Genomic DNA, 23,563 nt, shown 5'->3' with positions numbered 1-23,563 from the left:
TTAAAATTCACAAACCGCTTCAAAAAAAACCGATATAGCTCCTAGGATTGGAGCTATATCGGGGGATAACAATATTAGAATCGAACAAAGCCTGAGTTTTCTTCAGATGAAGCTGCTTTCGTTTCTTTATTGCTACGATTAGAAGCTGATAAATTATTTCGTCCAGATGTATTCTTACGACTCGTAGTAGATGAATTTCCGTTATCTACTGTGAAAAACTCCATCAACTCTTTAAGCATTTCAGCTTGGCTGCTCATTTCTTCGGCTGTTGATGCTAACTCTTCACTGCTTGATGCATTTTGTTGAGTGACTTGATTCAGTTGATCCATGGCCGAGTTAATCTGTGAAACGCCTGTGGCTTGTTCAGAAGACGCAGCTGTGATTTCTTGGACCAGCTCAGCTGTTTTAGTAATACCAGGAACAATTTCGTCAAGCAGCTTGCCAGCTTTTTCGGCAAGATTAACACTACTTTTTGCCGTTTCACCGATTTCTTGTGCAGCGACTTGTGAACGTTCAGCCAGCTTTCTGACCTCAGCTGCTACAACAGCAAAGCCTTTGCCATGTTCACCAGCACGTGCAGCTTCAATAGCGGCATTCAGCGCCAAAAGATTGGTTTGGTATGCAATATCATCAATGATGCCGATTTTTTCAGCGATTTGTTTCATTGCTAAAACAGTGTCAGTTACAGCTTGTCCGCCTTCCACAGCTTGCGATGCGGCTTGGCTAGACATACTGTCGGTTATCTTCGCATTTTCTGTATTTTGATTGACCGATGCAGACATCTGTTCAATTGAAGCTGAGGTTTCTTCGACACTTGCTGCCTGCTCGCTGGTGGCTTGTGACATGGTTTGGGCAGTGGAACTTATTTCTTCAGAAGCAGAAGATAAATTATCTGTCGCGCTGCTTACTCCGGAAACAACTTCTGATAACTTCTGAACCATATTGTCAACAGAAAACAGCATGCTACTGTTATCGCCTTTCTTAAGCTCAACTTGAACCGTAAGGTCACCGGCTGCCACTTTAGAAACAATATCGGTAACGTAAGCAGGTTCGCCACCTAACTGATTCAACAGGTTTCGTATAATAACGATTGCAATAATGGTTCCAAGCAGTGCACTAACGACAATTAAGATGATTGTGACTAATCGCGCCTCTTCAAAGACACTATCACCATATTCACTGGCAGCTTGAGCGCCTTGGATATTTAAATCCACTAAATTTGATAATTCTGTAGAAAACTCGTCAAAGTATTTTTTTGAATCACCGGCCATTAATTCCATTGCTTCTTCAGTTCTCATATCTCGCGAGAGTACAAACACCTTTTCACTGATACCTATATAAGCGTTGAAAGTATTCTGAAAATTTGTGAATAATCTCTTCTCTTCATCTGAGACCATTAAAGGTTCGTAGAGATCTTGATTTGCTTTAATAACAGCCCGAAGCTGCTCCATGTTTTTTTCACGTTCAACCATTTGAGAAGGGCTGGTAGATAATATATGCCTTAATTCTTCGATACGATAATCCGAAGTAGCTGTATTCATTGTATGAATAGCATCAATACTAGGTAACCAGTTTGTGCTTATGATGGTGGATTGGTCATTGACTTTATCCATTTCAAATAATGAAACAAAGCCCAATAACCCCATAAGCAGAATCAAGGTGAAAAATCCAAGACCCAGCTTCATACCTACTTTCATGTTATTTAACATACTCATACAACCACCCCTTGCGTAAAAGATTTTTTAATTTTAAATATTGTAAAAGCCATACTTATAAAACGCTTATAAACGGACTTTCCCTCATTAATTTCCTTAAAATGTTCGTTTATTGGGTATTTCCCAAAGAGAAATATCCTTGAAGATGGATAACTAACAAGCAATCCATTCAATCCATCATCTTCGAATGGTTGATTTAAGAGACTCATTTTGGACTGACTCCTTTGTCATGAGTTAAAGCTAATTTGTCGGTTTTACGAGGTTCTGTAAAAGTCTCAAAATTAATTTTTTCAGCATGCATGGTCTTTTTAATTAATTCAGCTGCATCTACTATCAATGCAACATCACCACTGCCTAAAATGGTAAATCCAGCCAATCCTTGTGTCCCTTGAAATATTTTTCCCAAAGGCTTTATAACGGTTTGTAGCTCTCCCATTAATCGGTCAACAACAAAACCGGCTTTTTTACCATTAACTTGAACAACCACTACATTTTCTCTTTTGGCTGGAGTACCGTGAATGCCAAAAATATCGCGCATTTTCACGTAAGGTAAGGCTTCACCACGCAAATTAAGAAAATCGCCGTCAGAATGGCTGTTACGCCAGGCAGACAATTCGACACATTCGTCAACAACATCCAGTGGAATCACATAACTCTGATCGCCAACCCCAACAAGGAAGCCATCAATAATCGCCAACGTTAGGGGTAAACGGATTTGTACAGTCGACCCGACGCCTTCTTTGCTCTTTAGATTTACTTCACCACGCAAGGCATGAATATTACGGCGGACGACATCCATACCAACACCACGGCCAGACAGGTTGGAAACGCTTTCAGCGGTTGAAAAGCCGGGCTCAAATATCAGGTTATATACTTCTTGCTCGGTCATACTCTGATCTGCACTAACGAGTCCACGATCCACCGCTTTATTAAAAATCTTGTCACGGTTCAGCCCACTACCATCATCAGAAACTTCAATAATTATGCTTCCGGAATCATGATATGCATTGAGATGAACGGTGCCTTTTGCTGGCTTACCTTTTCCCAACCTGATTTGTGGAGCTTCGATTCCATGATCGATAGCATTTCGTACGAGATGGGTTAGTGGATCGCCAATTTTTTCAACTACCGTCTTATCAAGCTCGGTATCAGCACCTGAAATTTTGAGACTGATCTCTTTTCCAATTTCCTGACTGACATCTCTAACTACTCGATTGAAACGATTAAATGTAGCGCCAATTTGCACCATTCTTAGGGTGAGTACAGAGTCACGGACTTCCTCAACCAATCTTGAAATAGTGGCATTGGCCTCTAATAATGGCTGGATACCGGTGTTCTGAGCAATCAGGCTGGCACCAGCACTGGCGACAATTAGTTCTCCCACCAAGTTGATCATGTGATCAAGTTTATCCGCCTCGACACGAATAGTGTCCTTGGTGGCGGCTATGTTACTTTTAACTTGTTTTTGTTTTTCAAGGGCTGCCTCTACAACAGGCGTTTCAACCATTTTCTGTGATTCAAGTACTTCACCCAAAGGTTCACCCTCGCCGCCTTGTTGCAACTGTAAGGCTTTCTCTAACTCTGACTCAGTCAGCGTGCCGCATCGCACCAAAATCTGGCCAAGCGGCAATTCTTCTTCAGGTAGCGCGTCGATGAGGTTGATATATTCGTTAATCTTACTGCGAGGGGGAATAATTCGAATATCGCTTTCATCCTGTACAAATTCGAAAACACCTTCAATCTCTGCCTTTGTGGCGTCACTTTTAAAAGCAACTTCGAACCCTAAGTAGCATAATTCCGGGTCCATTTCGCCGACTGCTGGCAATGCATCACTTAATGTGACTAGATTGACAACTCTGCCCAACGTATTGAGATAGTGAATAAAGGCAAAAGGATCCATGCCGTTACGAAGCACTTCCTTGTCAAAACGCAGAGAGATATGCCAATTATCAGTGGCTACAGTATTTACTGATTCTTGATAAGAAATATTATCGCTGTCTGATGTGGTTCGTTTTTCCGGAACTGTGATTTTATCGCTGGGAGTATTTTCCAAGTAGCAGTTTAGTGAATTTGCCAGCTCATCACTTTTCTGCTGAATTTCACTAGAGTCGGTGACAGCATTGGAGATATTTTCAATGAGAACATTCAACTGATCACAAACTAATAAAAATAGCGCGACTAAGTCTTTGTCCATTTGAATTTCGTTATCACGCACCTTATCTAGAACACTTTCGGCAACATGAGTAAACGCAACAATGTGATCGAGTCCAAAGAGTCCTGCAGAACCTTTAATAGTATGAGCGGCACGGAAAATCGCATTTATCAGATCATTATCTTTCGGTGTTTCTTCCAGTTTTAATAGCGACTCTTCCATATCCTGCAGAAGCTCTCTACTTTCTGTCAGAAAAGTCTGTAACGCTTCCTCCATACTCATAATTTTTTCTCACTTTTTTCAGCAGTTTGAGCGGAAAGTAACAACACCGGATCGCCAAAAAATTGGTTTAAATGACTTATCTCCAAGAGATCAACCACTGGTTGACTATGCTCAGCCAATACCAGTTTCTTTTTCTTTTTTGAAGCCTCATTTTTAAAAAGAATTAAAACCTGTAGACCTGCAGTGTCAATCTCGGATACCCCCGACAAATCAATCAGTAACTCATTGGCTTCATTAAACTGTTTTACTAGACTTTCTTTAATGTCATTGATGTGGAAAATTGTCATTTCCCCAATGAGGCACATTTTTGTTTGATCTGCATTGAGTTTATCTACCTCTATCTGCATGTAAGCTCCCCCCCATTGATAATTAGTGAAGTTTATTCATTAAGGCATTATCAATTTCGATACAGCGGCCAACATCTGTGAAGGCTGAAAAGGCTTAACCATCCATGCTTTGGCACCGGCAAGCTGTCCACGCTGTTTCATTTCATCGCTAGCTTCAGTGGTCAGCATAATGACTGGGGTAAATTTGTATTCAGGTTTTTGTTTTGCAGCTTTAACAAATGTGATGCCGTCCATGTTGGGCATGTTTACATCACTGACTATCAAATGAATTTTTTGACCAGTCAGTTTCGACAATGCATCCTGACCATCACAGGCTTCGATAACATCATAGCCGGCACCTTTTAAAGCAATACCCACTACCTGTCTCAATGAAGCTGAATCGTCTACTATCATGATGGTTTTTGCCATGTATATCTCTCCATGTATTAAAAAAATGTAACTTCTTGCTCGTCATTCTTGGTGGATACTGTCCCGCCCTTGTGGACGGCTATTTGTTCGGGCATCGTGTATGAATTTTCTAAATCTAATAACCACGCTTCATCAAAAATCTCTGAAACATTACTGCCATCATCTAATTCATTTTTCAGTCGATTAAGATTATTGCGAAGGTTGTCTAAAATTTGTGAAACACGATCTTGAAATTGAAAAGCCACTAATACACTGCCAATTTCTTCTTGAAGTGACTCAGCTTCTCGAAACATGTTTTCATTTTGTTGACGAAATGTTTCCGTTGTATTTCGAAATTTGTCGAGTACTGATCCAATCAGCTGCTCGGCGTGCCCCACCATGTCAGCATCTTGTTTGGCGAATTCATTTGAAATGGCCACAGTATTGGAAATTTTCTGATTAATTTCATCCATCTTTTGCAGGATAAGTCCTCCGCTACCGGCGGATTGAACAGATAAATTTCGTACTTCACCAGCAACTACAGCAAAACCTCGTCCATACTCTCCAGCACGAGCGGCCTCAATGGCAGCATTCAATGCCAATAAATTAGTTTGGCTTGCAATTTTCTCAACTTCTCCAGCCATACCGCTTAAATCTTTAGTCAATTGGGATAAATCGTTTATTTCTGCCAATAAATTATTTTTTGCTAATAAAGCTTGATGGAAAGATTCAACTACTGACTGCAGCTTTTGCTCACTGTCGTTAAAGAGCTCTATCAAAGAATTGCCACTTCCACCTTCTATGTGTTTGCTGTTATTTGTTGTCTCTGACAGCATCTGTGAAATACGCGAAAAACGCTCAACTAACGCAGTAACTTCCTGCTCAGTAATGCTGCTGGCAAGTTGAATCTGACCAGACCAGATTGGAAGCAAGTCTCGGCATAATTTTCTTAAATTATCTTCCTGTTCAGGTTGTTGTGACATGTTTGTAGATAATTGTTCAAGATCAGTAATGCGGTCTTTTGCCTGCTGATACTTTCGACTTATAACTAACGAAATAACAACGGTCACTATCCAGCACCCAAGAACCATTCCGTAGATCGAATATGAATTCAGATGACTCGCTAACCATATTGCTACTCCTGCAAAAAAGCCCAACGCTAGCACAGGTATAGCAGTGGGCTTTATCCAAATATTTTTTTTAATCATCACAACATTCCTTGATTCTTTACATCTACAAATCATCTATCGGACAAGGCGAGAACAAACTTTAGACTTTCCAGTAATGTTAGTTAAATAACTTCGGCTGCCTATGCAATAAAGAAATTAAAAGCCGAAGTAGTGACCAAAACTTTTGCCCAACAAAGTGAAAATGAAAGACTAAGTAACAGTAACTTATCCCAATCATCCTGTGAAGCTCAGTAGCTTTCTCAAGGACTTCTTCCCACTTTACTAGACATAGATTATCGATAAAAAACAGATCAAATATTCGAGAATCAAGTATCTCACTCTGTTTTTTTGATTCAAAAAATATCTCGTAAATTTTGAATATCATTTCAAATTCAATGGGTTAGGATAAACTTACGAGTGGACCCTCAGATAAAGTCAGTTAATGCAGATTACTGTTGTATCTAGGCCCGCCTATCAAATTTTGATTTAGCAATGAACATGAGCTCTTATCGATTGGGAAGTTTAAAGCTTTGTCGTTACATTTATCAAACTACTCGTTCACAGTTTGAAAACTCTCATGCCACTCCTGCCGACAAAAATAAACAGCGAAAATTTATTACGTAAAAAGGGGTTCTTTTTCCCGTAAAAGAGGTATATTTTAGTCTTCGCAGAATTGTTGACTAAATTAGTCATCAATTGCTGAGTAATGTGAAACTTTTGCTCTGCAAGGCCGCTCTGAAAAATATGGATGTTAAGGATGGTGAATGCAATGGAAGCCATATTCCGACATTTAGCGCTTGATGAGACGAGTTTTCAGGAACGTAAGAACTTAATTCGCTTACGCACTGAAGACATTGAGCTTCTTTGTGCATTACATCTCCCCCTGCAAAAATACGAAACCGAGTTAATAAACTCGTTTTACGATCATTTGATGTCATTCGATTTTGCCCAGGAATTACTGGCAGATCCTCAAGTCAGAACCCGGTTACAATCCACACAAAAAGTTTACTTCCGTAAACTGACAGCCGGTGAATACAATCTGGATTACGCAAAAGATCGTATTCGTGTTGGTATCGCTCATGAACGAGTGGGTCTAACCACACAGTGGTACATCGGCTCATATGCCGTCTATCTTGAGCTGACAAGTCATTACATCACTAAAATTCTCTTTCAGACACCTGCCTTAATCGAACCATCCATCCACGCTTTGTACAAGGTTGCCTTACTGGATATCACGTTGGCGTTTGATGCTTATATGTATGCCAGTCATGAGTCGATACAGGCGGCAAGACAAGAAGTATCTGATAAATATGATGATCAATTACGGCTCCAAAAAACCATCGATCTCATTCAAAAAGCGTTTATTCTGAATGCCTCATACGACAGTGCCTTGGAGTTGCTGTTAAATGAGCTGATAGCGTTTACCAATAGTGATTTTGGTTTGATTGGCGATGTTCTTCGTGATGAGAATGACGCGCCTTATCTGAAATTGCGTGCGTTAACCAATATCGCCTGGAATGATGAAACCCGGGCGTTATATGAATCAAATCAGGCAAACGGACTTGAGTTTCATAATCTCGATAATTTGCTTGGCAACGTAATGACTACCGGTAAACCTGTCATTACCAACGCCCCCAACACCGATAGCCGTTCAGGAGGCATCCCGGAAGGTCATCCTGCGCTGGACTCTTATCTCGGTCTTCCTTTTTACCATAATGGCAGTATCGTCGGCATGATTGGGCTTGCCAATGCTGAAGGTGGTTATAACGAGAATACTGTTGAACGTCTCACTCCGATTCTGGAAACACTTGAGAGTCTGTATGAGGCGAGAAAAATACGCGATCGATTAACCGAAACTCTGGTTGAAAATGATAGATTGCGTCAGCAAAACGAAAAACAGATTGCGATTTTATTGCAAAAATCATCCGATGCCATTGGCATCATCAGTAAGAAAATGGTCATTACTGAATGTAATGATGCTGCTGTCAAACTTTATGGGATGTCGTCTCGTCAAGATTTGATTGGCCTGTCTCCATTAGAAATTTCTCCTGTCAATCAACCTGGAGGCCCCAGTAAAGAGCTTGCGAAACACTATATCTCCAAGGCATTGACGGAGGGTTATCAACGATTTGAATGGCTTCAGAACACTACCCAAGGCGAAAATACTCCTACCGAAGTAACGTTGACCCCGGTCATCTTCCATGGTGAGGCTTGCATACAGGTAGTCTGGCGAGATTTGACGGATATCAAAGCCAAAGAACATAGGATCAAACAACTTGCCTATTTTGATGAATTAACCGGGCTTGCGAACAAAAACCTGTTTACTGATCGTGTTAAACATCTGCTCCAACTATCAAAACGCTACAACTACACCATTGCTGTTGTTTACCTTGATTTGGTCAATCATGAAGATGTTAAAGAAACACTCGGCTATCACGTTGGCGATAGCTTGTTACATGCTGTCGGTCAACGTATCTCCAGCACCATCCGAAGTGCCGATACACTGGCACGTTATGTCTTTAATGAGCATGGTAAAAATTTCGATATCGATCACAGGGCAATAGATCGTGAGTTTGACTCGCTTGCCAGAATCAATGGTGAAGTATTTGCTCTGGCAGCGGTAGTCAACTCGGTTGATGCCGCGGCAATGATGGTCACAAGATTGCAAGATACATTGAAAGCACCATTTATTATTGCTGACTCAAAAGTGATGGTGAACACGAGAACCGGAATTGCTTTGTATCCTCAGGATGCTGATACCTTTGAAACACTTACCAGAGGCGCTGCTATTGCACTGGATATGGCAAAAGAAAAATTGCAATCCAGTTACTTTTTCAATGTACAACTTGGCGAAGGAATACAGCGACGTTCGCTTATCGCGAAACGGATTGAATATTCTTTGAAATTTGACCCAAATAGCTTCTCAATCAGAATTCAGCCACAAGTAAATACCCAGACTCTGCAACTTTCCGGCGCTGAAATCCTGTTACGCTGGGATGACAGCTCTCTCGGCAGTATTCCACCCGGTGTTTTTATTCCAATTGCCGAAGAGCGTGGCTTAATCAATGAAGTTACCAAATTGGTGGTTAAAAAAACCAGCAAAGCGCTGTTATCCTGGAAACAACACGGTTATGCGTTGTTTACTGACCATGGGATCCGGATGGCGATAAATATCTCTGCGAAGAGCATTGATGATTTAGTTTTCATTGATGAGTTTATTGCGAAGGTAAAACAGTCTGGCCTAACACCTGAAGATTTTGAACTGGAACTTACCGAAACAGGGATCATGCATGATCCGGAAACTGCGATAGAAGTTATTAAAAAACTCAAGTTGGAAAATTTTGTTCTGGCGATAGATGACTTTGGTATGGGCCATTCCTCGCTTAGCTACCTGCGAAATATTGAAGCTGATATTTTAAAAATCGATATGTTCTACATTCGCAATATGCTCAATGACAGTAAAAATATGGCCATCGTTAAAACCATCATTTCAACAGCACAGATTTTTGGTATGAAAACCTTGGCTGAAGGTGTTGAAGATTTAGAAACAGCTAATGCATTGAAAGTATTAGGCTGTGATTATGCCCAGGGCTACTTCTTTTCGTATCCCCTCACCATCAATGAGTTTGAAGAAGAATGGATTAAACAGAATCGTTATTCTCAAGGCAGCCTGAAGCATTAAGAAATACAGTTTTTACCACGCTTTTTAGCCTTATACATTGCCTCATCGGCGGCAGCGATAAGTTGAGTGATTTGCTCGCCCTGCTCCGGAAACACAGAGATACCAATACTCACTGAAAGCTCTATTTCATGTCCTTGCCATTGGTAAGGTTCAGAAAGTACCAAGCGAATTTTTTCAGCAACATTGAATGCGCCTTGGCGGTTTTCAATGTTATCCAGCAGTACCACAAATTCATCACCACCAAATCGCACCACCGTATCGGTTTCACGTACACAAGCGGTGATACGCTGCGCCGCCTCCTTCAACAGATAATCTCCTGCCGCATGTCCAAAAGTATCGTTGGCCGCTTTGAATTTATCCAAATCCAGATACATCAGGGCAAAATGACTTTTTTCACGCTTGGCTCGTAATAAAGATCGTTGCACCCTATCCTGAAACAGTTCGCGATTGGGCAATCCGGTTAAAGTGTCATATAAAGCAAGATGTTGCAGTCGCTCAAAGCGCTGATGGCGTTCAATTGCGGTGGCAATCTGCAAAGCCGTAAAGGTTAGTAACGCCCGATCATTTTCATTGAGTGAATATTCCTCTTCCATTAACGCCAAAACGATAATCCCATGAGACTCATCATCAAAAATCAGTGGCACTAACAACATGAGTTTGTCGTCAACAGCTTCCAATGTGATTTCATTGTCAGCAATAAAGCGCTGCTTCAACTCTTTTGACAATATACTGGTACAGCCACCAACACTCTCAAAAACAGTTTGCCATCGCTCCCCATTCGCTGGAGAGGTAACAATGCCAAAAGTGGCAATAGCGAGATGGGTGTCGAGGTGAAATAAAATTTGCTGACAGATTTGTTTGATGCCATTGGTTCGATGTGCGGTATCCGAAATGGCAATCAAGGAATTTTGCATGGCCTCAGCGGCTTTGATACGAGTAATATCACGAGCAACACCAAGCCGCATTTTATGCTGATCAGACCAACTGGTTGACCAGAGTAAATGCACGACTTGACCGTCTTTGCGAATATAACGGTTCTCAAAATCCAGTACATGCTTGTCTTGCATGACTGTGTCGATGCTTTGCTGGGTTTTATCGTGATCATCCGGATGCAGAAAATCCAGCATTTTCTTGCCGATCAATTCTTCTGGTGAATAGCCAAAAACGCGATGCGCGCCATTGCTGACATAAATAATGCGACTGTGTTCGTCTACGACACAAATCGCATCAAGCAGTAGATGTACATATTCGCTAAAAGAATCTAATAAAGGTTTATCCATGGCACATTCTTACGTGTTGACGGGAATCTGACAAGCTTATTGGAATGTGTAAATCACATATCAATCCAACAGATTATCCGAATCGAGCCAGGAAATTATCCAGGACCGGATTCAATTTTTCACCTGTAAGTCAGGAAAAATCTCATGCAACCATCTGGATGCCTAATCGTCGTACCTATGACGTTTCAGTTTTTTCACTCCAGGAGGTACTCATGAAGCAGTCATTAACCACTGTATTTTTTGCTATTTTGTTTCTAGGTCTGGCAGCTTGCGCCAAAGACCATATTATCGCGACCAATGATGGTCAGATGATTGATAGCGCAACCAAACCTGAACTGAACAATGAAACCGGAATGGTGGAATACAAAGATAGTGAAGGTCGAGAAAACCAAATCCCAATTGAGGATGTAAGTTCGATCAAAGAGCGTTAATTCCTATGGCGGGCTTCGGACCCGCCACCTAATTCAGCTGATGAAAGGTTTTACATAGTTACTTATTTTTTATAGTCAAAGCGCTTTTCCACATCTTCATTCGACATCGGCTTGGCATACAGATAGCCCTGAATTTCATCACAACCATTTTGTTTGAGAAAATCACATTGCGCCTGAGTTTCCACGCCTTCGGCAAGCACATTTAAGCGTAATTGTCGGGCAAGAATGATGGTTGTCTGCACAATACTCATATCATCTGCATCTGTTGGAATACCATCAATAAATGAGCGATCAATCTTAAGTCGATCAAAGGGGAAACGTTTCAGATAGGCCAGGCTTGAATACCCCGTTCCATAATCATCCAGAGCCAGACATATGCCCATTTCATGCAACGAATTCAAAATCACAATCGCCTGCTCGGGATTTTGCATGGCACTGGATTCGGTCACTTCCAACTCAAGCAAATGTGCCGGACAATGTGTTTCATCAAGGATTTGTCTGATATCACTCGCTAAACCGGCATAATCCAACTGTCTGCGGGATAAATTGACTGCCATCCGGAAATTCGATTTACCGGCATCAAGCCACTTTTTGGCCTGGATACAAGCCGTACGTAAAACCCAGTTACCGATAGGTAAAATCAATCCGGTTTCTTCTGCTACAGGAATAAAGTCCACCGGCGAGATAATGCCAAGTTCTGGATGCGACCATCTCAGTAATGCTTCTGTGCCAATGCATTCTCCAGAAGCCAAATTCATCAGCGGCTGATAATGCAAATACAGCTGGTTGTTATCCAGTGCACTTCGTAGATCATTTTCCAGCTGCAAGCGCGCGTGCACACGATCATCCAGATCAGGACTGAAGAAACGATATATGCCACGTCCCTGCTCTTTTGCCAGATACAGTGCCGTATCAGCATATTTCATTAATATTTCAGTGTTATCCGCATCACGTGGACACAGGCTGATGCCAATACTGGCGTTTATATGAAGTTGACGTCCCAAAACGCTGAAAGGTGCTGAGAGAACTTCCAGCAGCTTGCTGGCAACATGAGCAGCATCTTCTGCTGAGTCCAGACTTGGCAACAGGATCAGGAATTCATCACCCCCAACCCGTCCAATCGTATCTTCATCCCGTAACACGCCGAGTAAGCGTGAACCGACTTGCTGTAACAATAAATCACCTGCCTGATGGCCGAGCGAGTCGTTGATGGTTTTGAAACGATCCAGATCCAGAAATAAAACAGCTAATATTTCAGGGTGGCGAATAGCATGAGTAATCGCATGCTCCAGACGATTCATCGTCAACAACCTGTTTGGTAAGGCCGTCAGTGAGTCATGATAGGCAAGATATTGGATATGCGCTTCTTGCTCTTTACGTTCGGTAATGTCCTGTGCGGTTCCGGCGATACGATAAATTTCTCCCCTATCATTTCTGATAGGGAATGCTTGTTGATGAATATGACGCATACTGCCATCTGGACGAACAATACGAAATTCAATATCAAATTCGCCAGAGAGTTTACCTTGCGAAATTGCGTCTTCAACGATTCCAAGATCGTCTGGAAGAATAGTTTCCAGCCATGCGGCGGGAGTATCGTACAAAGCGTCGCAACTGCGTCCCCAGATTGTTTGGTATGCCGGACTGATATAAAGGATTTTATCCATGGCAAGATTCGTCAGCCAAACCACTTCTTCAATATTGTCGGCTAACTGGCGGAAACGCTCCTCTTGCTCGCGCATGGCACTTTCGACCGCTTTTCTTTGGGTAATGTCATGTGTAAGTGCCAGATTGTAGCCAATACCATCATATTCAAAATAATTGGCATTCACTTCAACCGGAATGATCTTGCCCGCTTTGGTTTTGTGATGCGTTTCCAAACGAATGGAGCGTTGTTGTTTGAGTTCTTTCCAATGTTTCTTCCATTCCAATTGCTGAGTGTCCGGATCAACCTCAGGAACTGACATGGTAATTAACTCATCGTAACTGTATCCCAGAGATTTACAGGCTTCGGCATTGGCATAGCGTATGCGTCCCTTATGATCTAGCAGATAAATACATTCCGTTACCTGATTAATAGCAAAATTCAACAGGGCGATACTTTGTTGAGACTTTTTCTGCTCTTCAATACTTTCTATCTGCGAGACGAAATACAGCGGTTGATTGTTGATTCCTCTGACAATGCTGGTCGTCAGTCTTGCCCATAAATAGTGTCCGTTACGATGCCGGTAACGTTTCTCGATCTGCATAAATGGAATATCACCAGCAAGCAGTCGTTCCAGCTCATCTTTGCCTTTTTGCAAATCGGCGGGATGGCTCATTTCCTGATAGGTCAGTTGCAGTAATTCCGCTTCGGAATAGCCCAGCATTTCATAGATAGAATGATTGGCACGCAACCACTGACCACTTAGCGACAATATGCCCATGCCGATAGCAGCAAATTCAAAAGCCTGACGAAAACGTTCCTCACTCTCACATTGTTCGCGATAAATCAGCAAGCTGGTTAAAGCATCTGATAAACGATGACCAATTTCACTGAACAAGCGTTTTTCGTCGTTGGTCCACACCCGTGCATAGGAACACTGATGTAAACCAAACACCCACGGTTTGCCCAATTTAGGATAGATAGCCGTGCCCATTAACGACCGCACCTGATAATCCTTAACAACATCAGGTGAATCAGGTGTATCAATATCTAGCTGAAAGGTAACCGGCTCGCTTGATGACAAGAAAGTTGTCATGGTTTCAGCCATATGAGCAAACATTGGGTATTCTGCTCCGGGTACCATTCCTCCTGGATATTCAGGTGTTGTCTGCTCCATGGGGACACTCCATGTAGCACTAAGCGGGTCACAAGGATAAACCAGCCATGCCCGATCACAATCAAAACAGTTGAGGATCGCGTCAAGCGCATCGCTCATCATTTGTTCAAGGTTATTGGTGCCTTGAATGGCCCGGTTGACCTGATCCATACATTCGAGAAAATACAGATGCGCCTGATTCTCCTGCTCCGCACGCTTTATCTCGGTGATATTTTGAAAATACCCATGCCAGACGATGCCATTTTCTTCAACCGCTTCCGGCATGGCCCTGCAGTCCACCAAAACCTCACCTTTTTGAGGGTGTAAAACGCGCCACACAAGATTCAACGGCTGCATGGTTTTGGCTGATTCAACCATATTCTGTTGAATAGTCAATTGGTCATCGGCATGGATAAGTGCCCAGGCAAGCGAAGGCTTTTCGATTATCGATTCAGCATTCAAACCAAAAATATCGACTATCACCGTTGTACTATCAAGTATTACTAGCTGATCATTTTTCTGAAGGCAAAACTTCACAATTGCCACTGGTGAAGTATCGGCTAAACGACTATTCACAGTTGGATGTCTGATAAGTTTTGGCAGAGCTGTTCATCGGAAATTTTTTGACACCTTAATCAACAATAAAATATGTTATTGATTTTATTAAAAATTCCAGGATTATCCTGTTGAGGTTTTTATAATAAAAAGACTGTGGATTCATCTTTACTATTATTATCCCAAAATGTCGGGCATGTTAGGCGTATTACCATAATGTTACAAGGGATATTATTCACCTAAAAACGGGATGTTTACCCGAAGGGAAATTAACTCAAACTAATTGAATAACAATATGATTTTGCTATAGCGCACGTTTTTAAATTTTATACCCGATAGCCAGCAAAACTAAGTAAACCCATCACAGTATGGGAAATAACCACCGACTTTTCCTTGGTTTTTATTATCTACCTTAGGAAGACTTCATGCTCGAAATTTCATCGCAGGTTAACGTCGACTAGCTGGAGAGCAGGTTTTCAAACCGTTGCCGAGGTGGTTCAACCATAAAAACACTTGCATCCATTTCTTCTAAAAAACAGATGTTGACGATCACATTTTCGTAAAGCCAGTAAACAAAGCCACCTTCCTCTATCCGATAGCGCCATTGATACTGGCACTGTATCCAGCCGTCACCTAACTTAGATAGCAGTATGGGTGGTTCATCAGCCTGCAAGCGTGGTTTGAATTCAACTGTCTTGGCATTGAGATCAATACGGAATCTATCGATTAACAAAAATTCCGCTCCTGTGAGCTGATGGCGAACACGATTTCCTGATACATCATCACCATGCTGATCAAGCAATATCTTCCCATAAGATAGAACAAAAGCTGATGAACTGATCGGATATCGATCTGGTAAGTCCGCCCTTGACTGCTGATGTTGCTCTGAAAGTTGAGACTTATCCCATTGTCGGATGATGATCTGAAAAACCAGCTTATACATTAGTAGGTTACGAGCCTTAAATTAAGTTGTTTATTAAGTCTATTGGTACCAAAGTACACTAAAAATCACCTGAAAAAGGGTATATGGTCATTTGGTGCCTTGTGTATAAGACACTGTTTCTTTTAACTTTTGCCAAACTTAATGTGAGTTAAGGACGGAAAGCCACGGGTCTCATCTGAGATGGCTGGGCCGCAAAAATTAAGGATACAAAAAATGAAAAACATAATAAGACTTTTAGCTCTCTCAGCCGCGTTTTTTGCTCCAATATCACACGCTGCTTTCATTTCAACTTTACAGGATGGTTTTGAAGGAGAAGGACAAGCTGCTTCGGTACTGAACTATAACACTTTCATTAACTGGGACATTACTGACGGTACGGTCGATTTGATTCGCAATGGTAATCCATGGGGAATCGTATGTTCATCAGGTAGTTTCTGCGTAGATCTCGATGGTTCCTCTAGTAACGCAGGAGTTATGACCACTAAGGAGGGATTTGCAGCAGGTAAATATAAAGTAAGCTTTGATTTGTCAGGTAACCAACGTCAAGGCCCTTTTGATACCGTCACCGTTTTATTTGGTGCTGGTGCTCTATTAAACGCTCTCGTTATTGATTGGGATGCAGGCTGGACAACCTATAGCTTCCTGGTCGATTTAGTGGATGGCGATAAATTATCCTTCGCAAACGCCGGTGGCGATAATATAGGTGCGATTCTGGATAACGTTTCAGTCTCAGCAGTTCCTCTGCCAGCTGCTGTTTGGTTATTCGGTTCGGGCTTGATGGGTTTTATGGCATTGCGTAGAAGAGCAAAAAACCAACAAATCTAATTTTCTAATCTTCATTCAAAAAAGCCGTGACAGTTTCTGTCACGGCTTTTTAATTTCGGTTTCAAAGCCTGATTAATTCACCAGACTTTGAATCGGTGCCGGGATACGTCCGCCTAATCGAACAAAGCGGTTTTCATGACTGCCCATATTGACCGCCATTACTGGTCCTTCGCCTAAAAGACCACCAAAACGCACGATATCACCAGCCTTTTTGCCAGGTGCTGGAATCAGTCTCGCGGCAGTGGTTTTTTTGTTAATCACGCCAATCGCCATTTCATCGGCAATAACAGCTGAAATCATTTCCGCTGTGGTATCACCCGGTATGGCAACCATATCCAGTCCCACCGAACAGACGGCTGTCATAGCTTCGAGTTTTTCCAGACTTAACGTGCCATTGGCGGCAGATTCGGCAATAGTCAGATCTTCACAGACCGGAATAAATGCACCACTTAAACCGCCTACATGCGAGCTGGCAAAGGCGCCGCCTTTTTTCACTGCATCATTAAGCATTGATAAAAATGCGGTACTACCCGGTGCACCAAAAGCTGGTAAACCGATGGCTTCAAAGATTTCACCCACACTGTCATTACGATTGGGGGTTGGTGCCAGAGACAGATCAACAATGCCAAATGGCAGATTCAGTAATTGTGCTACTTCACGGCCAACCAATTCACCGGCACGCGTTAGTCTTGCAGCAGTTTGTTTGATAACATCGGCTGCACGACTGAGATCCATATTTTCATCTTCAGCAAGCGCTTTTTCCAAAGCTGCTTTGACTACGCCCGGTCCACTTACTCCGACACTGACCACAGCATCCGCTTCACCGATGCCCAAATAAGCACCCGCCATAAACGGTACATCCTGTGGAATATTGGCAAATACCACCAACTTGGCCGCCGCCAAACCATCGTCTGCTGCCGTCAGTTCAGCGGCTTGTTTAATGATCTGCCCCATACGCAGGATGGCATCCATATTGATACCAGCACGTGTACTGGCGACATTGACAGATGAACAGATACGTTGGGTTTGGGTTAATGCCTGTGGGATGGCTTCGATCAAGGCTTGATCACCTTTACTCATGCCCTTTTCCACCAGTGCACTGAAACCACCAATAAAATCGACCCCAAGTTCAATAGCGGCTTTGTCCAATGTGATGGCAACTTCGACTAACTGTTCAGAGCTGAAAGGTGCGCCGACCACACCAATGGGACTGATCGAAATACGTTTATTGGCAACTTCGATGCCGTAACGTCTTTCAATACGGTTACAGGAAGCCACTAACTGACCAGCGTAGCGAGTAATTTTGTCGTAAATTTTACGTTTAAATGTTTCCAGATCATCACTGACGCAATCGGTCAGATTGATACCAACGGTGACGGTGCGAAGGTCCAGGTTTTGTTCCCGCACCATCATCAGAGTTGAAATAATGTCTTTTTCGTTGAGCATGAGGGGTTCCTTAATTGCTGATGTTGCTCACGGATTCAAAAATCTTGCGATGTTGGGTATCGATTTCGATATCAAGGCGTTGCGAGACTTCCTGCAAATCATCACGTAAGTCCTGCATTACCGTTTCACGCGGCACATCGACCTCAAATACCATCAGATTATCCATCGGGTTTTTTCCGCCTTTAAATATCGCCTGAATATTGGTGATATTCACACCATGTTTTGCCAGATGGGTAGACACTTCTGCCACCAGGCCACGACGATCCGGACCAATCACGGTCAGAATATAAGGTTGCACTTCAGGTGGATTTTCCTGCCAAGCTGTTAATTGCTCATCCCAAGGGTCAACATGAATCGACAGACGCATTTTCTGGCCGACTTGCTGCAGAGCCTGATGTAATTCTTCACACTGAGCGTCTTCGGGCATCGAAACCATTAATAACGCACCGAATACCGATTGAAGCAATGTTTGACTGAGGTTTTCAATGTTACCGCCGTGTTCGGTGATGACTGTGGCAACCGCAGCCATGATGCCAGGTTGATCGGTGCCAAGAACCGAAATAAGTGCCTTATTCACGATGTCTCCTTGTATGAGATCGATGGATTAAAATCTAGTGGGTAATGCCAGTTATCAATGATGGCTACCGGAAGCTTAATAGACAACGGCTTTGCGACAATATCGCAGTGTGCATTGGATTTATAATGCCGTTTTTTATTAGGGGAACTCGGTAGGCAGATATTGATTTAGTCGGATAGCTTACCAAATGAGGTCAATTAGGCGTAATTCAATGGCGGCTGGACGAGAAATTATGGTTAGATAAAGGAGTTTATATTTTGACCAACAGTTGATGATGTCTGAGCTTGAGTTTGCTTATTAGCTGAGTCTGCTTGCTGTTGTGCACGTTGTTCATCTTGTATTTTTTGCTGTTTCAACGCTTCCAGTTGCATGATTTGAGCTTGAGTCACCTGGATTTGCATTTGTAGCATTTTGACTTTTTCTTCAGTATCTGGCGTTTGCTCTTTAACTGCTTGTTTAAGATCTTCAAACAGATCAGCCAGTTTTTGCTTTAACGCAGCGATCCTTGCATCTAAGGACTGTCCGCCACTTCGGGTGCCCGTTGAGGCACTGGATGCAGTGAAGGAACGCATATCAACAGAAATCGGATTACTCATGCTAAAGTTTCCACAAACACACTAATTCTATAGACGGCATTTATAACCATAACTTTAATTTTTCTCTACGTTTATAACCAAAAACATCTTTTAGCTCAGCCCCTGAAACGAGTTTATTTATGGCCATTCAATTTATACCGATTATTAAGGCTGTAGCACCTTATGTTGCACAAGTTGCTGCCTATGCTATTCCGGCATTTACTGCCAAGCCTGAAGCAGTTAAAGCCGATCCGGTGCTGGTAAAACAAATCGAAGAGCTGCAAACAGCAGCGACACAAAATGCCAAATCCATTCATCTGCTGGCCGAAAATATGCAGCAAGCAATAACAGGCTTTGAAACCGCAGCCGAACAAGCCAAAAAACAGATCACAACCTATCGAAATCTATTATTTCTCTCACTAGGACTGTCTGCAGTGTCGGTACTGATTTGTATTTATCTGTTACTCAGATAACAAACTTAAAAGGGAATCTTGTGCCACATTGCATTATTGAGTATTCAAACACACTTGATATCAACCCTGCCCGGCTGGTTGAAGCGGTACATCAAGCGGTTGTTGAATCAGATTTATTTGATGCTTCTCATATCAAAACACGCGCCGTGGCTTATGAGCATTTTCGGTTGGCTGACAATTCCAGGGACTTTATTCATGTGACAATACGTCTGCATGGCGGCCGAACAGCTCAACAAAAACAGCACTTAACGGCGAGTATTTTGCAGGCTCTGCATAAGCTCAGATTGACGGTTATTACCATCACTGCGGAAGCCGTTGATATTGATAGTGATAGTTATGCCAAGCTTGTTATTACCTAATACTATTACTCACTGCTTTAGCCGGTGCAGCCTGCTGATGACGTAATGCTGTAACTGACGGGTTTTCACCAAACAGACTGGTGTAGTCATGAGTGAATTGCCCAGCATGAAAAAAGCCCCTTTGCTGGGCGATCATTGAAATCGTTTCATCTGCCTTTAAACCGTTTATCAACACCCGTCGAACGGCATTAAGTCTGGAAATTCGCATACATTTAAGCGGACTGATTCCTAACACATCTTCAAAACAGTATTGCAAGGTACGCCGACTCACATAAGCCAAAGCGCACATATCTGTAATGGTGATGGGTTTATCTGGATGAGCATCAAGATAGGCAGTCACTTTTTGCACCACCGCCCGACGTTTCACAAAGCTTGGTTTCTCGTGAATCTCATGCTCGTTCTGTTGCAAAATCTCCAGCACCGCCATCATTAATATATCTTCCTGATGATGTCTTATCAGATTGTCTGGCTGCGGTTTCAACACATCATTTAATAGATAACGCAATGAATTCAGTTTTTCGGAATGCCATAACCTTAATGGGGAATGAAATAGGCTTATATCCAGATCTATTCCATGCAAACGGGCGACTTCTTTTAAGATGTCCTGATTGATCACAATACCAAAAATATTGAATTGCTCCGGTGTCACCAATTCGAATTGCGTACTTCCAGGACGAATCATCAAGTGCTCACTGCTGACATGATGTCCATTGATGCGACAGGACTTATCGTCAGCTGAAAAACCCAGCCAAATGGCATTTGGCCAGACATTACATTGTTGTCTTACCGTTTGGCTGGTGTGCTCACGAAAAGCATGTATCGACTCAAACATCACCTCTTCAATCTTGCCGTAAAAACGGCCATTGCTTATCTGATCATACTGCTGCTGCCAGTTTTTCAGATTATGTGCCTGCTCATCCGCATCGTTGGCTTCCAAAACGCACCATTTGGATACAGTCTCGCTTTGTTTAGGTGCAAATTCTTTCAATTTATCTGTCATTTGCTTTACCTGTTTTAGTAATAATGCCAATGTCGGCTAAGTAAGTAACTGAATATAAACCCAATATTTTTTTGCCGATTTTCGATATTGGCTGGGTATAGATATCGCATTCATAGTTAGTAAACTTTGTTTATTCAGGTGCAATATTTATTCCATCTAATTGGATTTAAAGCAATTTATGGGTCAAAGCTATCGTTATCAGTTGGGCAGCAAAACCTATCAATTTGCAGATTTAGCAGATTTGATGGCAAAGGCGACCCCTTCCCGCTCGGGAGATCGTCTGGCCGGTGTCATTGCTGACACGGCTGAACAACGGGCTGTAGCACAATTACTGTTAGCTGAGGTCCCGTTAAAAACTTTTTTAAATGAAGCATTAGTGCCATATGAAGATGATGAAATCACTCGTTTGATTATGGATGAACACGATGTTGATGCGTTCTCGGTTATTTCGCATTTAACAGTGGGTGATTTTCGCAACTGGCTGCTGAGCGATGAAGCCAGTTCCGAAATGCTTAAACAAGTCAGTCCTGGCATCACACCTGAAATGGCTGCAGCAGTCAGCAAAATCATGCGTAATCAGGATTTGATTCTGGTTGCCCAGAAATGTCGTGTCGTCACCTCGTTTCGTAACACCATTGGCTTACCTAAACGCCTTTCTACCCGATTACAACCCAACCACCCGACCGATGATGTCAATGGCATTGCGGCTAGCATGCTGGATGGTCTGTTGTACGGTTCAGGGGATGCGGTTATCGGTATTAATCCGGCAACCGATAATGTCACGCAAGCCACACGGCTAATGAATCTAATGGATGAAGTGATTTCTTTATATGAAATCCCTACTCAATCCTGCGTACTCACGCATGTCACCAACACATTGGAATGCATTGAAAATGGCGCGCCAGTAGATCTGGTATTTCAATCCATCGGCGGGACTGAAAAAACCAATAGCAGTTTTGGTTTTAATCTGGCGATCTTGGCTGAAGCCCAACAAGCCGCTTTATCCCTTAAGCGTGGCACTGTCGGCCAGAATGTTATGTATTTTGAAACCGGGCAAGGTAGTTCCCTGTCCGCCAATGCCCATCACGGTCTGGATCAACAAACCTGCGAAGCTCGCGCTTATGCTGTGGCCCGTAAATTCAGTCCATTGCTGGTTAACACTGTAGTGGGTTTTATCGGTCCCGAATATCTGTTTGATGGCAAAGAAATCACCCGCGCCGGACTGGAAGATCATTTCTGTGGCAAGTTACTGGGTCTGCCGATGGGGTGTGATGTTTGTTACACCAACCATGCCGAAGCCGATCAGAATGATATGGATAACCTGCTAACACTGCTTGGCACAGCGGGATGCTCATTTGTAATGGGAATTCCTGGCTCTGATGACATTATGCTCAATTATCAGACCACTTCGTTTCACGATGCTTTGTATGCCCGTCGAGTTTTGGGTTTAGGCGCTGCACCGGAATTTGAAGCCTGGCTGGAAAAAATGCAGATTATGAGCAATGCGGGGTTGGCACAATTAACTAATCATTTACCACCCGCCTTTGCCGGTACGCTCAGCAGTTCTGCCGTGAAGCATTACCATGGTTGAAGATGCGGATATGTTGATTGTTGAAGAACACCTTGCAGACGACAGCATGGTTATCCATAACCCATGGCGTCAACTCAGACAATTTACTGCAGCTAGAATTGGTATCGGCCGGGCCGGTGTCAGTACCCCGACTCGTGAAACCCTTGAATTTCAATTAGCCCATGCACAAGCGCGTGATGCAGTGCATACCGAACTGGATGTCGAAACCCTGCAACAACAGCTGCTCCAGCTGAAGCAGGAAATTCCACAAATCCCTTCACAAAAGCCACTGGTGTTACACAGTCGAGCGATTGATCGCGTGAACTATCTGCAACGTCCCGACTATGGCCGCCAGTTAGATGATGCAGGTTTTGCCAGTCTGAAACCTTTTTCTACGAACCAACCTTATGACTTGGCACTGGTGATTGCCGATGGTTTATCTGCCACTGCCATTCACCAAAATGCCGTAGCGTTTATTTCCAGCTTATTGCCTTTATTGCTGAAAGAAATTCCAGACTTCTCACTGGCACCGATCAGCCTGGTCAATCAAGGTCGGGTGGCCATTGGTGATGATATTGGCGAAGCATTAAACGCCAGAGCGGTATTGATTCTGATCGGCGAACGTCCCGGTCTCAGCTCACCGGACAGCCTGGGTTTATATCTGACATGGTCACCAAAACGTGGCCTGACTGACGACAAACGTAACTGTATTTCAAATGTGCGACTGGCCGGACTTTCCTACGCCGCTGCCGCACACAAATGTCTTTATCTGCTGAGTGAAGCTCGCAGACTCCAGTGTTCTGGTGTTGCTATCAAGGATCGTTCAACTGAGAAGATCATTGATAACAGCGCAGTTCAAACCAGCTTTTTGCTGGACAGCAAAGTTGACCGAAAAGGGGTGGACGGGAAATGACTTTAACTAAAATGAGGATAGTAAGATGGAAAACTCGCCAACACTAGAATCCTTGCAGGCAGCATTGGATGCCCAGCAAGC

General features: G+C 42.9%; 20 protein-coding genes and 1 riboswitch. Of the genes, 7 read left to right on the top strand and 13 right to left on the bottom strand.

Annotated features, from left to right (window positions below; genetic code table 11):
- Positions 1 to 74: 74 nt before the first annotated feature.
- The 6 genes from Q7V21_RS17280 to Q7V21_RS17255 are packed head-to-tail and all read right to left on the bottom strand — an operon-like array spanning position 75 to position 6,091.
- Positions 75 to 1,715 (bottom strand): methyl-accepting chemotaxis protein, encoded by a 1,641-nt coding sequence (locus Q7V21_RS17280; protein ID WP_304918476.1) that lies wholly within the window; start codon positions 1,713 to 1,715, stop codon positions 75 to 77.
- Positions 1,712 to 1,924: a hypothetical protein gene (locus Q7V21_RS17275; RefSeq protein WP_304918475.1), complete on the bottom strand. Its 213-nt coding sequence runs from the start codon at positions 1,922 to 1,924 to the stop codon at positions 1,712 to 1,714. The genes Q7V21_RS17280 and Q7V21_RS17275 overlap by 4 nt, the downstream gene beginning before the upstream one ends.
- Positions 1,921 to 4,149 (bottom strand): chemotaxis protein CheA, encoded by a 2,229-nt coding sequence (locus Q7V21_RS17270; RefSeq protein ID WP_304918474.1) that lies wholly within the window; start codon positions 4,147 to 4,149, stop codon positions 1,921 to 1,923. Before Q7V21_RS17270 ends, Q7V21_RS17275 begins: the two co-directional genes overlap by 4 nt.
- On the bottom strand, positions 4,146 to 4,496 hold the full coding sequence (locus tag Q7V21_RS17265; RefSeq protein ID WP_304918473.1) for a lipid asymmetry maintenance protein MlaB: 351 nt from the start codon (positions 4,494 to 4,496) through the stop codon (positions 4,146 to 4,148). Before Q7V21_RS17265 ends, Q7V21_RS17270 begins: the two co-directional genes overlap by 4 nt.
- A gap of 39 nt (positions 4,497 to 4,535) precedes the next feature.
- Positions 4,536 to 4,904: a response regulator gene (locus Q7V21_RS17260; RefSeq protein WP_304918472.1), complete on the bottom strand. Its 369-nt coding sequence runs from the start codon at positions 4,902 to 4,904 to the stop codon at positions 4,536 to 4,538.
- Between the two features lie 17 nt (positions 4,905 to 4,921).
- Positions 4,922 to 6,091 (bottom strand): methyl-accepting chemotaxis protein, encoded by a 1,170-nt coding sequence (locus tag Q7V21_RS17255; RefSeq protein ID WP_304918471.1) that lies wholly within the window; start codon positions 6,089 to 6,091, stop codon positions 4,922 to 4,924.
- A gap of 730 nt (positions 6,092 to 6,821) precedes the next feature.
- Here Q7V21_RS17255 and Q7V21_RS17250 point away from each other — a divergent pair.
- Positions 6,822 to 9,734, top strand: a complete 2,913-nt coding sequence (locus Q7V21_RS17250; RefSeq protein WP_304918470.1) for an EAL domain-containing protein — start codon at positions 6,822 to 6,824, stop codon at positions 9,732 to 9,734.
- Here Q7V21_RS17250 and Q7V21_RS17245 read toward each other — a convergent pair.
- A complete protein-coding gene (locus Q7V21_RS17245; protein ID WP_304918469.1) occupies positions 9,731 to 11,014 on the bottom strand; it encodes a GGDEF domain-containing protein in 1,284 nt (427 codons plus the stop codon). The two genes, Q7V21_RS17250 and Q7V21_RS17245, sit on opposite strands and share 4 nt — an antisense overlap.
- A gap of 212 nt (positions 11,015 to 11,226) precedes the next feature.
- Between Q7V21_RS17245 and Q7V21_RS17240 the strand changes: the two genes are divergently transcribed.
- Positions 11,227 to 11,445 carry a YgdI/YgdR family lipoprotein gene (locus Q7V21_RS17240; RefSeq protein WP_304918468.1) on the top strand — a complete coding sequence of 73 codons (219 nt, stop codon included), beginning with the start codon at positions 11,227 to 11,229 and terminating at the stop codon, positions 11,443 to 11,445.
- A 62-nt stretch (positions 11,446 to 11,507) separates the two neighbouring features.
- On the opposite strand, the gene Q7V21_RS17235 is transcribed toward Q7V21_RS17240, so the two are convergent.
- Positions 11,508 to 14,822 (bottom strand): EAL domain-containing protein, encoded by a 3,315-nt coding sequence (locus tag Q7V21_RS17235; protein WP_304918467.1) that lies wholly within the window; start codon positions 14,820 to 14,822, stop codon positions 11,508 to 11,510.
- A 436-nt stretch (positions 14,823 to 15,258) separates the two neighbouring features.
- Positions 15,259 to 15,744: a hypothetical protein gene (locus Q7V21_RS17230; protein ID WP_304918466.1), complete on the bottom strand. Its 486-nt coding sequence runs from the start codon at positions 15,742 to 15,744 to the stop codon at positions 15,259 to 15,261.
- Positions 15,745 to 15,865: 121 nt separating this feature from the next.
- Positions 15,866 to 15,941: riboswitch (cyclic di-GMP riboswitch) on the top strand.
- 16 nt (positions 15,942 to 15,957) lie between these two features.
- Between Q7V21_RS17230 and Q7V21_RS17225 the strand changes: the two genes are divergently transcribed.
- Positions 15,958 to 16,569 carry a VPLPA-CTERM sorting domain-containing protein gene (locus Q7V21_RS17225; protein WP_304918465.1) on the top strand — a complete coding sequence of 204 codons (612 nt, stop codon included), beginning with the start codon at positions 15,958 to 15,960 and terminating at the stop codon, positions 16,567 to 16,569.
- 72 nt (positions 16,570 to 16,641) lie between these two features.
- Here Q7V21_RS17225 and Q7V21_RS17220 read toward each other — a convergent pair whose 3' ends face one another.
- The 3 genes from Q7V21_RS17220 to Q7V21_RS17210 all read right to left on the bottom strand — a co-directional run bounded on the left by Q7V21_RS17220 (position 16,642) and on the right by Q7V21_RS17210 (position 19,188).
- Positions 16,642 to 18,015 carry a PFL family protein gene (locus Q7V21_RS17220; protein ID WP_304918464.1) on the bottom strand — a complete coding sequence of 458 codons (1,374 nt, stop codon included), beginning with the start codon at positions 18,013 to 18,015 and terminating at the stop codon, positions 16,642 to 16,644.
- Positions 18,016 to 18,025: 10 nt separating this feature from the next.
- Entirely contained in the window at positions 18,026 to 18,592 is a 567-nt protein-coding gene (locus Q7V21_RS17215; RefSeq protein WP_304918463.1) for a glycine cleavage system protein R, read from the bottom strand.
- Positions 18,593 to 18,828: 236 nt separating this feature from the next.
- A complete protein-coding gene (locus tag Q7V21_RS17210; RefSeq protein WP_304918462.1) occupies positions 18,829 to 19,188 on the bottom strand; it encodes a FlxA-like family protein in 360 nt (119 codons plus the stop codon).
- A 119-nt stretch (positions 19,189 to 19,307) separates the two neighbouring features.
- Here Q7V21_RS17210 and Q7V21_RS17205 point away from each other — a divergent pair, with 119 nt between their 5' ends.
- The gene (locus Q7V21_RS17205) at positions 19,308 to 19,640 is read left to right on the top strand and encodes a hypothetical protein (RefSeq protein ID WP_304918461.1); all 333 of its coding nucleotides are present in this window, start codon (positions 19,308 to 19,310) and stop codon (positions 19,638 to 19,640) included.
- 20 nt (positions 19,641 to 19,660) lie between these two features.
- Positions 19,661 to 19,999 (top strand): 5-carboxymethyl-2-hydroxymuconate Delta-isomerase, encoded by a 339-nt coding sequence (locus tag Q7V21_RS17200; protein WP_304918460.1) that lies wholly within the window; start codon positions 19,661 to 19,663, stop codon positions 19,997 to 19,999.
- Here Q7V21_RS17200 and Q7V21_RS17195 read toward each other — a convergent pair.
- Entirely contained in the window at positions 19,992 to 20,999 is a 1,008-nt protein-coding gene (locus Q7V21_RS17195) for a helix-turn-helix domain-containing protein (RefSeq protein ID WP_304918459.1), read from the bottom strand. The two genes, Q7V21_RS17200 and Q7V21_RS17195, sit on opposite strands and share 8 nt — an antisense overlap.
- Before the next feature lie 178 nt (positions 21,000 to 21,177).
- Here Q7V21_RS17195 and Q7V21_RS17190 point away from each other — a divergent pair, with 178 nt between their 5' ends.
- Together Q7V21_RS17190 and eutC are read left to right on the top strand one after the other, a co-directional pair.
- On the top strand, positions 21,178 to 22,590 hold the full coding sequence (locus Q7V21_RS17190) for an ethanolamine ammonia-lyase subunit EutB (RefSeq protein WP_304918458.1): 1,413 nt from the start codon (positions 21,178 to 21,180) through the stop codon (positions 22,588 to 22,590).
- Positions 22,583 to 23,482 carry an ethanolamine ammonia-lyase subunit EutC gene (gene eutC, locus Q7V21_RS17185; protein ID WP_304918457.1) on the top strand — a complete coding sequence of 300 codons (900 nt, stop codon included), beginning with the start codon at positions 22,583 to 22,585 and terminating at the stop codon, positions 23,480 to 23,482. Before Q7V21_RS17190 ends, eutC begins: the two co-directional genes overlap by 8 nt.
- Positions 23,483 to 23,563: the final 81 nt, after the last annotated feature.

Source organism: Methylophaga sp., from assembly GCF_030651745.1.
This window is presented reverse-complemented; position numbering and strand designations above follow the sequence as displayed.

Coding starts and splice junctions, on each gene's coding strand:
- Q7V21_RS17280 (WP_304918476.1), bottom strand. CDS start 1,715: ATGAGTATGTTAAATAACATGAAAGTAGGTATGAAGCTGGGTCTTGGA.
- Q7V21_RS17275 (WP_304918475.1), bottom strand. CDS start 1,924: ATGAGTCTCTTAAATCAACCATTCGAAGATGATGGATTGAATGGATTG.
- Q7V21_RS17270 (WP_304918474.1), bottom strand. CDS start 4,149: ATGAGTATGGAGGAAGCGTTACAGACTTTTCTGACAGAAAGTAGAGAG.
- Q7V21_RS17265 (WP_304918473.1), bottom strand. CDS start 4,496: ATGCAGATAGAGGTAGATAAACTCAATGCAGATCAAACAAAAATGTGC.
- Q7V21_RS17260 (WP_304918472.1), bottom strand. CDS start 4,904: ATGGCAAAAACCATCATGATAGTAGACGATTCAGCTTCATTGAGACAG.
- Q7V21_RS17255 (WP_304918471.1), bottom strand. CDS start 6,091: ATGATTAAAAAAAATATTTGGATAAAGCCCACTGCTATACCTGTGCTA.
- Q7V21_RS17250 (WP_304918470.1), top strand. CDS start 6,822: ATGGAAGCCATATTCCGACATTTAGCGCTTGATGAGACGAGTTTTCAG.
- Q7V21_RS17245 (WP_304918469.1), bottom strand. CDS start 11,014: ATGGATAAACCTTTATTAGATTCTTTTAGCGAATATGTACATCTACTG.
- Q7V21_RS17240 (WP_304918468.1), top strand. CDS start 11,227: ATGAAGCAGTCATTAACCACTGTATTTTTTGCTATTTTGTTTCTAGGT.
- Q7V21_RS17230 (WP_304918466.1), bottom strand. CDS start 15,744: ATGTATAAGCTGGTTTTTCAGATCATCATCCGACAATGGGATAAGTCT.
- Q7V21_RS17225 (WP_304918465.1), top strand. CDS start 15,958: ATGAAAAACATAATAAGACTTTTAGCTCTCTCAGCCGCGTTTTTTGCT.
- Q7V21_RS17220 (WP_304918464.1), bottom strand. CDS start 18,015: ATGCTCAACGAAAAAGACATTATTTCAACTCTGATGATGGTGCGGGAA.
- Q7V21_RS17210 (WP_304918462.1), bottom strand. CDS start 19,188: ATGAGTAATCCGATTTCTGTTGATATGCGTTCCTTCACTGCATCCAGT.
- Q7V21_RS17205 (WP_304918461.1), top strand. CDS start 19,308: ATGGCCATTCAATTTATACCGATTATTAAGGCTGTAGCACCTTATGTT.
- Q7V21_RS17195 (WP_304918459.1), bottom strand. CDS start 20,999: ATGACAGATAAATTGAAAGAATTTGCACCTAAACAAAGCGAGACTGTA.
- Q7V21_RS17190 (WP_304918458.1), top strand. CDS start 21,178: ATGGGTCAAAGCTATCGTTATCAGTTGGGCAGCAAAACCTATCAATTT.
- eutC (WP_304918457.1), top strand. CDS start 22,583: ATGGTTGAAGATGCGGATATGTTGATTGTTGAAGAACACCTTGCAGAC.